At 58.0% G+C, this 11,456-nt stretch carries 8 protein-coding genes; 5 read left to right on the top strand and 3 right to left on the bottom strand.

All coding sequences use genetic code 11. The annotated features are described in order from the left end of the window. Positions 1–111: 111 nt before the first annotated feature. Positions 112–918, bottom strand: a complete 807-nt coding sequence (locus ACJASC_RS11550; protein WP_415146157.1) for a hypothetical protein — start codon at positions 916–918, stop codon at positions 112–114. Between the two features lie 432 nt (positions 919–1,350). Between ACJASC_RS11550 and ACJASC_RS11545 the strand changes: the two genes are divergently transcribed. From ACJASC_RS11545 to ACJASC_RS11530, 4 genes are all read left to right on the top strand, one after another. After that, positions 1,351–4,089, top strand: a complete 2,739-nt coding sequence (locus tag ACJASC_RS11545; RefSeq protein ID WP_415146155.1) for a class I SAM-dependent DNA methyltransferase — start codon at positions 1,351–1,353, stop codon at positions 4,087–4,089. 119 nt (positions 4,090–4,208) lie between these two features. Next, positions 4,209–5,345, top strand: a complete 1,137-nt coding sequence (locus ACJASC_RS11540; RefSeq protein WP_415146153.1) for a Fic family protein — start codon at positions 4,209–4,211, stop codon at positions 5,343–5,345. 7 nt (positions 5,346–5,352) lie between these two features. After that, positions 5,353–7,413 (top strand): DEAD/DEAH box helicase, encoded by a 2,061-nt coding sequence (locus ACJASC_RS11535; RefSeq protein WP_415146151.1) that lies wholly within the window; start codon positions 5,353–5,355, stop codon positions 7,411–7,413. After that, entirely contained in the window at positions 7,406–8,599 is a 1,194-nt protein-coding gene (locus tag ACJASC_RS11530) for a GIY-YIG nuclease family protein (RefSeq protein WP_415146149.1), read from the top strand. The genes ACJASC_RS11535 and ACJASC_RS11530 overlap by 8 nt, the downstream gene beginning before the upstream one ends. A gap of 2 nt (positions 8,600–8,601) precedes the next feature. Here the strand turns inward: ACJASC_RS11530 and ACJASC_RS11525 are convergent, their stop codons facing one another. After that, the gene (locus ACJASC_RS11525) at positions 8,602–8,949 is read right to left on the bottom strand and encodes a hypothetical protein (protein WP_415146147.1); all 348 of its coding nucleotides are present in this window, start codon (positions 8,947–8,949) and stop codon (positions 8,602–8,604) included. A gap of 216 nt (positions 8,950–9,165) precedes the next feature. Between ACJASC_RS11525 and ACJASC_RS11520 the strand changes: the two genes are divergently transcribed. Then, the gene (locus ACJASC_RS11520) at positions 9,166–10,398 is read left to right on the top strand and encodes a MobA/MobL family protein (protein ID WP_415146146.1); all 1,233 of its coding nucleotides are present in this window, start codon (positions 9,166–9,168) and stop codon (positions 10,396–10,398) included. 9 nt (positions 10,399–10,407) lie between these two features. Here the strand turns inward: ACJASC_RS11520 and ACJASC_RS11515 are convergent, their stop codons facing one another. Further along, complete coding sequence (locus ACJASC_RS11515) at positions 10,408–11,181, bottom strand: hypothetical protein (protein ID WP_415146144.1); 774 nt, start codon at positions 11,179–11,181, stop codon at positions 10,408–10,410. Positions 11,182–11,456 lie beyond the last annotated feature (275 nt).

Raw genomic sequence — 11,456 nt, 5'->3', positions numbered from 1 at the left:
TGGATCAGCATGATCGTGCTCCGCCCTGGACATCTCTCAGAACCGATCTTGCCATGAACAGGGCAGATCGCCGAGAGCTTATGTGATCATCCGGGATGGGACACTCAAGCTTCACTGTTCAGGCATCGGAACCGGGCCGTCAGCCAAAGTCCAGTTTCTCCGCTTCCGAAGTTCATGGCGGGTCAGGGTTCTGATTTTTCCGTTTGCCACAACGCTGATAGGCTCAGGTGCGTGACGCGGGAATAGACGCCCTTCCGACCACTGGGTTCCACGGTGAACAATTTTGACTCGAACAGCGACAACGTGCTCGCATTGATCATCTAATTCTGGAATAAAAATGTAGTGGTGCCCCATAATTTTGCCGACGCGTTGCGCAGCCGAAAGCCATGTCCGCTTCGTGTCCCGCCAGGGCTCGTTCGTCGGTCCTACTCGGGGAAGGTAAAAGATCGGATTCCTCTGCCGATGAACCATCTCGGCTCGGGTGTAGAAATACACCTGCCAAGGCGAACGCAGCTTGGCAATGATTCCACAGTCGAGAATTGCGAATTTACCGTTCTTGTATCTGGCGGTGCCGGCGGCGAGGCCGTGACCAAAGCGAAAGCGCAGTTTGCGGCCGTCGAGTTCGAGAGTTCGAAACAGATCGGTGCCTGTGACGTCCTGCATGCCCTGATGGATCATGCCAATGTCGTTGGCTGCTGGTGATCCAGTCGTCTCGCAAAGCTGGGCGCAGAGTGCTGTGCAGATACGCTCCTTTCCATCTCCCTCCTTGAGGTTCATGTAATGGGGTTTCCAACCTGGATGGTTGTCGAGGTAATGGTAAGTGGCGTGAACGAGGCGCAACCCGCTCAACGACAGTTTCATTTCCTCGAGAAGATTCACTACCTTCTCTTCGCACCTGTAATGGTGTGGACTGGACATGCGTGTCTCCTTCTGCTGATCCGAGAAGGAACTACGCCCCAAGGCGATCCGCGCAAAACGCAGGATTGACCAAACTTTCAGCACGGGTATCCGCGAGATCTGTCGAACCTGCCAAGGATCTTGCATGTCAAGCCGTAAGGGTCGCGATTGAATCCCAGAAAGCACGCATCCAAATCCCAGAATTCTCGTCGATTTGGCCAATCTTCGCGAAAGCATTCCGTCAAATTTGCTGGTGTATACCAGTAAGTGCTTGAGGTTGCTTAATAATTGACTGCGGGAACCATGTGGAACCTAAGTATTTGCCTGGAACCCAGAGGGAACCTCGGCTTTGCCCAAAGCAAGAGGATCACGAGTCCAGGTGCGGCACGGCGTGGCATCTCCGTCTACGATGGTGCAAAACTCTGCGAAAACAGGGGCAGGGGAATCGCAGCCATGAACGCCGTTGAGATCGAGGAAGCAGTCTCCTCGCTGGCCGATGCGCCCTTCGATGCCGGGGATTTCCCGTTCAGCTTCCTCGCAGCATTCGGCAACAAAGAGGCAACGCTCAAGCGTCTGCGGAGCGGCAACACCAACAAATCCGACGTCGGCGGCGTGCTTCAGCGCAACAACATCCACATCGCCATCGCCGATCCCGGTCAGACGGTCGAAACCCTTGCACGCCTCAAGGCGAGCCCTCTAACCGAGCGGCAGAAGGCTAAGTTCGTTCTGGCGACCGACGGCGCCCAAGTCGAGGCCGAGGAGATCGGCACCGGCGAAGTCCTGTCTTGCCGTTTCGATCAGATTGGCAACAACTTCGGCTTCTTCCTGCCCCTTGCCGGCATCTCCACCGTCGCCGAGATCAAGAACAACCCCGTCGACATCAAAGCGACTTCACGCCTGAACAAACTCTACGTCCAGCTCCTGAAGGACAACGCAGACTGGGGCGACGTCGACAAGCGGGGCGATCTGAACCGCTTCATGGCGCGGATGATTTTCTGCTTCTTTGCTGAAGACACCGGTATCTTTCCAGGCGACGATCTGTTCACCAGCACCGTGCAGACCATGACTGAGGCGGACGGCTCGAATACTCGAGACGTGCTGCTGAGGCTATTCGACGCCATGAACACCAAGGCGCTCGACGGGGCTGCCCGGTCCGACTTTCCCTTTTGGGCCGACAAGTTTCCCTATGTGAACGGCGGCCTCTTCGCCGACGACATCGGCTGCCCAAACTTCTCGCGCACCTCCCGTGCCTACCTCCTGCGCGCTGGCGATCTCGACTGGCGAACCATCAACCCCGACATTTTCGGCTCTATGATTCAGGCGGTTGCTGACGAAGACGAGCGCGGCGAGCTGGGGATGCACTACACCTCGGTGCCGAACATCCAGAAGGTGCTGGATCCGCTGTTCCTCGACAATCTCCGCGAGCAGCTCGAGGCGGCGGGGACCAACATGCGCAAGCTCTTCAACTTGCGCCAGCGCCTGTCGCGCATCCGGGTGTTCGACCCGGCATGCGGATCGGGGAATTTTCTTGTCATCGCCTACATTCGCATGCGCGAGATCGAGGACCAGATCATGCGCTTGAGGGGCGAGACGCTGACCCGCTCGGCCATTTCCCTTACTCAGTTCTTCGGGATCGAGATCAAGAGCTTCGCGGCCGAGATTGCCCGCCTGTCGCTCCTTATCGCCGAATTCCAGTGCGACGTGCGCTTCATTGGCCAGACTGAGGCCCGGGCACTGGTCCTGCCGCTTCATGCCACCGGGAATATTGTCACGGGCAACGCGCTGCGGATCAACTGGGAGGAGGTCTGCCCGCCGGCGACGGTCTCTACAGAGGAGCAGGATCTGGGCGGTCCGACCGGCCGATTGAATCTGGAGGGCGGCGGCGAAGAGCGGGAGACGTATGTCTGCGGGAACCCTCCTTACAAAGGAGGAACAGAACAGGAGGCGCCTCAGAAAGAGGACATGCGCCTTCTCTTCTCAGCACACTTCAAGGCATGGAAGTCGCTGGACTATATACTGGGCTTCTTTCTGAAAGCTCGGCTCATGTTGAACACCGCCCCTGGCAGTGCAGCATTTGTGACAACAAATTCCGTATGCCAAGGTGAACAAGTATTTAGATTTTGGCCGTCGATCATTAAGAATGGCGTGAGAATCTCGTTTGCCGTGACGTCTTTCCGCTGGAAAAACTTGGCAAAGCACAATGCTGGAGTTTCAGTATGCGTAGTCGGGATTTCGAACACAACGAAGCCCCCCAGATATTACGAAAGTCGCACACGCGAAGTCCGGACTGTTGAGAATATCAACGCCTACCTTGTTCCCTATAAGGATGTGTATATCGAAAACTCGATGAAGCCGATACAAGGTCTGGAGCGTGTAGTTAATGGCAACAAGCCAGCAGATGGTGGCGGCCTGATCTTAAACCGTGACGAAGCCGAGGAGCTAAAATCCGACGAACCTACTGACCACACGGTCATCCGTCCGTTCTATGGGGCGCATGATGCTACACAGGGTTCAGGTCGTTTTTGCATTTGGGCTACAGAGAAAGAGTATCAATCTTTAAGAGAAATTCCCTCATTCAAAAAGCGGTTCGATATCGTAAGGGAAATGAGGCTGAAGAGCGATAAGGCGCTAACAAAGGCTGGGGCGGATAGACCCTTCGAGTTTCAGCAGATACGTCAATTGGGGAATGAGCGTGTTTTTCAGATTCCCAGGCATTCCTCTGAGGAGCGCGAATTCTATCCAGTTGTTCTATTGCCGGAAGGTGCGATCGTATCTGATGCAGCATTTGCCTTCTACAATCCTCCCCTTTGGAATGCTGCGGTATTGCTGTCTCGGCTGAGTTTAATTTGGATTGCGACGGTGTGTGGCAAGATTAAGGACGACTATCGCTTTTCCAACACCCTCGGCTGGAACACCTTTCCCGTCCCAAAGCTCACCGAGTCCGACAAGTCCAATCTTACCCGCTGTGCTGAGGATATTCTGCTCGCCCGCGAGGCGCACTTCCCCGCCACCATCGCCGAGCTCTACGACCCTGAAATGATGCCCGACGACCTCCGCGCCGCCCATGACCGCAACGACGAAACCCTCGAACGCATCTACATCGGTCGCCGCTTCCGCAACGACACCGAGCGCCTCGAGAAGCTCTTCGACATGTATACCAAGATGACCGCGAAGAAAGAGAAAGCGTTGTGACTTGAGATTCGAACGGTCCATAACTCAGAAAGTCAGATTATTCTGACATAAGATGTTGCCTGTCACCCACTTCTGAGATACCTCTGGTTCAACATCAGAAAATCGAGGAAATCTGACATATGGATCTTGGCGACTACCATGCCGGGAAACTTGAAGATCGCTACGAATACCGTGCTTTCCTTCCGACGCCGGTGCGACATGAATGGTCGATCGCGGACGCTGAGCTTGCTGAACTGCTTGGGCGCGCTGACCGTGCACTGGGTGAGCTGAACGCATTCTCAAAACTCGTTCCCGACATCGACTTCTTCATCGCCATGTATGTAACGAAGGAGGCCACCCAATCGAGCCGGATCGAAGGCACGCAGACGACGGTTGAGGATGCTCTAAAGGATGCTGACGACCTGGACCCGGAAGAGCGAGATGATTGGGGCGAGGTTCAAAACTATATCCACGCGATTAGATCCGCCATCGACGCCCTTGAACGTCTTCCCCTTTCGAACCGCCTCCTTCGCGACACGCATGCGATTCTCATGTCCGGCGTCCGCGGCCAAGACAAACAACCGGGCGAATTTCGGGTTAGTCAAAACTGGATCGGGGTTAGTCTGAAGAACGCGGTCTTCATTCCGCCTCATCATGAGCATGTGCCAGATCTTATGAGCGATCTGGAGCAGTTCCTGCATGACCAGCGGCACACCGTGCATCCGCTCATCCGCATCGCAATCGCGCACTATCAGTTTGAAACCATTCACCCTTTTCTCGACGGCAATGGCAGGCTGGGGCGTCTGATGATCTCTCTATACCTTACATCCTCGGGCCTGCTCACGAAGCCGGCGCTTTATCTGTCTGACTACTTCGAACGGAACAAAACAGCGTATGTCGATCACCTCATGGCGGTTCGACAAGGGCACCACATGCGTGAGTGGCTAATCTTTTTTCTCGCCGGCGTCGAGGAAACAGCAAAAGCCTCGGCTGACGTATTTTCGAGAATACTTGAGCTGAAAGCGCGTGTCGACGGCGAGGTGCTACCCCGGTTCTCGGTTCGACGTCAGGCAAATGCACAAGCGCTGATGCGCCATCTTTATGCGCGCCCGGTCGTCGATGTGAAACAGGCGACGGCCGTTATAGAAGGAACGAGTAATACGGCCTCCTCTCTGATCAATGATCTGGTAGGCCACGATGTGCTTCATGAGGTCACGAAGCAAAAACGAAACCGCCTGTTCGTTTTTACTGAATATTTGAGCCTGTTCCGAAAGTAGTTGTTCTATGACCGATCACGTAAAGAGCGCACCCTCCGTATCCGTCCAATACGCCGCGACCGGTGCATCAAAGACCTCGAACGAGCTCGGCATGCGCGCTATGCAGGAGCGTGCCTACCAAAAGCGCGGTGAACAATACCTGCTGATCAAGTCGCCCCCGGCCTCCGGCAAATCCCGGGCGCTGATGTTCATCGCCTTGGACAAGCTGGCGAACCAAGGGCTGCGGCAGGCGATCATCGTAGTGCCCGAGCGCTCCATCGGGGCGTCGTTCAAGGACACGCCGCTGTCGCGATACGGCTTCTGGGCCGACTGGACGGTCGCGCCGCAGTGGAACCTGTGCAACGCTCCCGGCGCCGATGACCCGAAGGTTGCAAAGGGTAAGGTGGCCGCTGTGCGCGCGTTCCTCAAGAGTAGCGACAGGGTCCTCGTTTGCACGCACGCCACCTTTCGCTTCGCCGTCGACGAGATGGGTGTGGAGGCTTTCAACGACTGCCTGATCGCCATTGACGAATTCCACCACATCAGCGCCAATCCGGACAATAAGCTTGGGGCCCACCTTCGAGATTTCATGGCGCGCGACAGGGTTCATGTTGTCGCGATGACTGGTAGCTACTTCCGGGGCGATGCCGTGGCCGTGCTTATGCCCGAGGATGAGGCGCGGTTCGAGACGGTGACCTACACCTACTACGAACAACTCAACGGATACGACTATCTGAAGTCGCTCGATATCGGCTACTATTTTTACGCCGGGCGCTATATCGACGCGATCGCCGAGGTGCTGGACCCGGTCCGCAAGACGATCGTGCACATCCCGAACGTGAACGCCCGCGAGAGCCTCGGTGACAAAATCCGCGAGGCTGAGGACATCATGCAAGCGCTCGGCACCTGGAAGGGCGCCGATCCGGAGACCGGCTTCCAACTCGTTGAGCGACCGGATGGCACCGTCCTCAGGATCGCCGACATCGTCGATGACGACGGCGCGCGGCGTGATCGGGTGATCGGATCGTTGAAAGACCCAGCTCACGCCAGCGACCGCGACCATGTCGATATCATCATCGCGCTCGGCATGGCCAAGGAGGGCTTCGACTGGATCTGGTGCGAGCATGCTCTAACGGTGGGTTACCGCTCCTCTCTGACTGAGATCGTCCAGATCATCGGTCGCGCGACCCGCGACGCCCCTGGCAAAATTAGCGCTCAGTTCACCAACCTCATCGCGGAGCCCGATGCGTCCGAGGAGACGGTCAACGAAGCCGTCAACGACACGCTAAAGGCTATCGCCGCCAGCCTGCTCATGGAGCAGGTTCTGGCGCCCAAGTTCACCTTCACCGCGAAGGCCGCCGGCCAGAGGGAAGGGTTCGACTATGGGGAGGGTGGATACCAAGATGGTCAGACCAATGTCGGATTCAATGAGGCCACCGGTCAGTTCCATATGGAGATCAACGGGCTCGTGCCACCGAAAAGCGCAGAGGCCAAGCGCATCTGCGAGCAGGACATCAATGAGGTTCTCGCGGCCTTCGTTCAGGATCGCCAGACCGTCGAGAGAGGGGTCTTCGACGAGGAGACCCCGGCAGAAGACCTGACCCAAGTCAAGATGGGCCGGATCGTCGCTGGCAAGTATCCAGAGCTGTCGGAGGAGGATCGGGAGGCGGTGCGGCAGCATGCCGTTGCGGCGATCACGATGACGCAGCAGGGCAAGCGAAACGCCCCGGCTCATCAGCCGAGCGACGAGCCGAGAGCCAACACCGCCTTCATCAATGGCGTCCGGCAATATGTCACCGACGTGAAAGAGCTTGAGATCGACCTGATCGACCGGATCAACCCGTTCCAAGCAGCACGGGCCATCCTCGCGAAGTCTATGGATGAGGGAACGCTGAAGGAGGTGGCGGCAATTATCGCGAAAAAGCGCATCAACCTGTCCCATGAGGAAGCCAGGATGCTCGCCGAGCGTGCGGTCCGGTTCAAGAAGGAGCACGGACGCCTCCCGTCGATCAACTCTGCCGATGCCTGGGAGCGTCAGATGGCTGAAGGCGTCGCCTTCCTCCAGCGAAAGGCGACCGCGAATGTCTGACCGTTCCGATCTCGATATCCTCTCGGACCTCGGCCTCGATCCGATCGAACGCAAGCAGGCCGCGCTCAGCCCGCGCGAGGCGAGGATCATCGCCGGCTTCGAAGACATCCAGAAGTTCGTTGAGGAACATGGGGGTGTCCCCCAACACGGACAGGATCGCGACATCTTCGAGCGTCTCTATGCAGCCCGCCTCGAACGCCTTCGCGCCCAGGCCGATTGCAGGAAAATGCTGGCCGACTTGGATACCTGGGGCCTGCTTACTGATAACCAGGGCGGGGACGGACAGGAGATCGATCCGTCAGACCTCGACGACGACGCATTGCTGGCATCGCTCGGCGTCGAGGCTGGCGGGACGTCCGGCCTGACAGAATTGAAGCATGTTCGCCCTCAAGCGGAACGGCGCGCCGCTGCCGAAGATATCGCGACTCGGCAGCAATGTCAGGATTTCGAAACGTTCAAACCGCTTTTCGAGGCCGTGAAGGCCGACATCGACCGCGGGGCTCGTCAGACCCTCAAGTTCGGTCGGAAATCCGAGATCGAACCGGGGAGATTTTTCATCGTCGACGGACTCATGGCCTATGTCGCCGAAGCGGGCGATCCGTTCACAAACGAGTCCGGCAATCGCGATAGCCGCTTGAGAGTTGTCTTCGGCAATGGAACGGAGAGCAATCTCTTGTCCAGATCCTTGCAAAAGGCGCTCACGCAGGACCCAGCCGGTCGGCGTGTTACCGATTCCGACGTCGGGCCCCTTTTCAACAATGCCATCGAAGGCGAGGGCAGCGACACCGGCACCATCTACGTTTTGCGAAGCCTATCGGATCATTCGCTGGTTGCCGAAAACCGGGCCGTCATCCATAAGATCGGCGTCACCGGAGGTCAGATCGAACGGCGCTTCGCCAATGCCGCGAAGGAGTCGACCTTCCTCATGGCCCCGGTCGAGGTCGTCGGCAAATTCGATCTCATCGACATCAACCGGGTCGCCTTGGAGAACCTCCTGCACCGCTTCTTTGCGCCAGGCCGGCTCGACATCACAATCCAGGATCGCTTCGGCACGCCCGTTCACCCGAGAGAGTGGTTTATTGTGCCATTGGATGTGATCCACGAAGCGGTCGACTTGCTTCAGAACAGAACCTTGCACCAGCACGAGTATCGCGCCGAGCAAGGAAAGATTGTCCGCCGAGCTTAGGATCATTTGCAGTCGCTGGAACTGGGGAAGGGTAGATTAGCTGTGCCGCCCTCGTCTTTCGGCTCGGCGTTTTTGCTCATTTCTTCCATGGCTGGCAGTGGTGCCAGCCCCAAAAACTCGCGATCCTTGGGACGCGTGATGTGGCTTTCGACCCGGTCTAAACTGCGCTGCCGAGCGTCGGCAGTCAGCGTCTCCAATCCACAAAGGTATGCAGCTCCATAAAGCAGTTTTCGGCGCGTATCGTCTTTGCGTTCCTGCTTGGTCGCTTGCGCCTTGAGACCCCGTAGGCGGTTGCGATGTTGCTCCATCTTTCGTTCAATATCTTCGATTTGCGCGGTGATTTTCGGCATGATCTGTCCTTTGGTTGGATGTTTTGCTTGGAGGAAATCGTGCCTGCGAACCGGGATCGCACCTTGATCGAAGACATCTCGCGCTGCCCTGTTGGGTGACCCCGCCGGACCCGCGAAGAATTTCAAGGGCGCAATTACGCAAACTCGTGGAGTTTGCAGCGCGCCTGCCGCGGGCTTTTTTCAGCGGAGATCGGCCGCGGGCGCGATCTCCCCTCCATGAGACAGTTCGAGCTTCACCCCGCGAGCCATTGCCCGCTCATCGTCATGTCCCGGTCAGACGGGCGCTCTTCGGTCGCGGCTGCGGCCTATGCGTCGCGCTCCCGCATGACGGATCAGCGGACCGGGCTCATCTACAACTACAAGAACCTCCACGGCCTGTTGCGCGAAGGTCTCGTGCATTGGGATGGAAGCGCTGAAGATCTATGGAACGCTGCTGAAGCGAGCGAAACACGCATCAACGCACGCGTTGCTCGGGAACTGCGGCCGGCACTGCCTGCCGAGCTGCCGCTCGACCACCAGCACCGCCTTGTTCAAGGCTTTGCTCTCTTTCTCAAGGATAGATACGGCGTGGCGTGCCACTGGGTGATCCACGCGCCGACGTTCAAAGACAAGGCTATCGGGAAATGTCTCTGGCCCGACAAGGGCGACAAGGCGGGGAAGGAGGCATACGAGGCAGCACTCTACGACCCCGCCGTTACTAACCTAAATTTCCACGCTCACATCCGGTGGACCACACGAAGGGTCGACAGGAAGACCGGTGCGTTCGGCAAGAAAACTCGTGAGCTCGACGATCGCAAAATCGGCCCCGAGGAGGTCAAAGTCATCCGGGCCGAGTGGGAGAAGCGAACAAACGCAGCGCTGAAAAGGATTGGGTCGCCTGCTCGTATCGACTTGCGATCCTACGAGGCTATGGCGACCGCCGGTGACGCCCCGGAAGGCCTGCGAGCACAGGAGCACGTCGGACCGCGGAGGACGGCCAAGATCCGCGCGGAGGTCAACGTAATGGACGAACCCATGGTGGCCGTGCGCAACGCTATTTTGCGGGCTGAGAACGAACAGCGGTGGGACAGCTGGTTCGAGTTGCGCCATCTGGCGCGCGAGAAGGCACGTCTCGAAGGGGAGGCGGCCCGTATCGCCGAAGAAAATGAGAGACAGCGGCGGGAGCAGGCTGCGCTCGACAAGAAGAAGATCCGGGAAGCGCAAACCGACGAGGACCGCGCGGCGGCCGTTGCTGACGCCGGATCGATTGACGCGCCGGGCCACATGTGTCCACTGGAAGCGGCCAAGCGATGGGCTACGAGTTCGGAAGAGTTGCCGGATGGAGGCGAAGGCGAGTTCGACAGGGATGTCGACCTGGAGGCCCCTGCGGACCAGGATGGCCCTCCGCCACCCGGAGAAAGGCTCCGGGTGGTAAGGGTCACACACGAACGCCAACGGCTCAGAAACTGAGCGGATCGCTCAGACTTGCCACCCCTGTGCGTCGCGATAGGCGATCAGCGTCTGGTCCGGTTCAGAGCGGTTGTCGAAATCGCGGTGCACGAAAAAATTGTAGTAGCGAGTGGCTTCTTTAGCCTCGCGCCATTCCCGGGCCGCCGTATGCTGTGCTTCGACGATCTTGGCGCAGGCAGTCAGATAGTCAGCGTTATGCGACTGTGCTTCAAGCCGCTGGTGGTTCGACTCGTTGCTGCGAGTTTGGACCTCGTCTTCAATGAGCCGCATCCGGAGCTGCTCGCTGAGAGACCCGCAGGAGTTTGCCCTCACAGCCAGCCAGTTTTCGAGCGGCGAGAGCTCTTCGGCGGCCGCAGAGAGCTCATCGTCCGTCAAGCCTACGAGCTCACGCTGACCTGCCTTGCGGCGGCGTGCGATTTCGCGCCGCAGAAGAAACTCGGCGCAATTGTCGGCGATGGGTTTTGCGGCATAACGTGCAGGACCGAGCATAGGCACATCGGCCTGAAAGCCGTGCTCCCGAAATTTCTTCCGAGATCCATCAGTCGGGCATGCGTCAAAGGATTTCACCGCGCCTTTCGCTGTAAATTCGACATGGATGTAACAGCCGAGCGTTGCGCCGGGCTTCTCACGGTAGGCCTTACGAAATTCATCCATCGTCATGCCAATCGTCTCGCGATGAACCCCTGCAACGGCTGCACCAAGTTTTTTGAGAACCGCATCCGGGATGTGAATGCCAGTTGTGATCATTATCGTCTCCTCGATCTGAGATGTGGTAATGCTCATGATCTTGGTCCGACCGATTCACCCCGGAAACGATCTGGAGATTTTTCCTGGTCCTTGTTCGGCGAGCAGGATGCCGCCCTTAACCCGACATGACATGAGCCATTCGCGGAGATGAGCGGGGGGCCTTGGCCTAACTTCTGGCCGTCCTTGACAAGCGAAGAGAGCGGGTGATCGGTAGCTTCCAGCCGGTCGGCCCTCGATGGCTCCTGCGACTGAACCGCATGCCCCTCCCGCACCTCTACTACCCCATCTGGCAATTTTGCCGGCGCCGATAC

Source organism: Limimaricola cinnabarinus, from assembly GCF_047631075.1.
Taxonomy (GTDB): domain Bacteria; phylum Pseudomonadota; class Alphaproteobacteria; order Rhodobacterales; family Rhodobacteraceae; genus Limimaricola; species Limimaricola cinnabarinus.
Note: the sequence above shows the minus strand (reverse complement) of the source record. Positions and strands in the feature narration are given on the sequence as shown.

Coding starts and splice junctions, on each gene's coding strand:
- ACJASC_RS11515 (WP_415146144.1), bottom strand. CDS start 11,181: ATGAGCATTACCACATCTCAGATCGAGGAGACGATAATGATCACAACT.
- ACJASC_RS11525 (WP_415146147.1), bottom strand. CDS start 8,949: ATGCCGAAAATCACCGCGCAAATCGAAGATATTGAACGAAAGATGGAG.
- ACJASC_RS11545 (WP_415146155.1), top strand. CDS start 1,351: ATGAACGCCGTTGAGATCGAGGAAGCAGTCTCCTCGCTGGCCGATGCG.
- ACJASC_RS11540 (WP_415146153.1), top strand. CDS start 4,209: ATGGATCTTGGCGACTACCATGCCGGGAAACTTGAAGATCGCTACGAA.
- ACJASC_RS11530 (WP_415146149.1), top strand. CDS start 7,406: ATGTCTGACCGTTCCGATCTCGATATCCTCTCGGACCTCGGCCTCGAT.
- ACJASC_RS11520 (WP_415146146.1), top strand. CDS start 9,166: ATGAGACAGTTCGAGCTTCACCCCGCGAGCCATTGCCCGCTCATCGTC.
- ACJASC_RS11535 (WP_415146151.1), top strand. CDS start 5,353: ATGACCGATCACGTAAAGAGCGCACCCTCCGTATCCGTCCAATACGCC.
- ACJASC_RS11550 (WP_415146157.1), bottom strand. CDS start 918: ATGTCCAGTCCACACCATTACAGGTGCGAAGAGAAGGTAGTGAATCTT.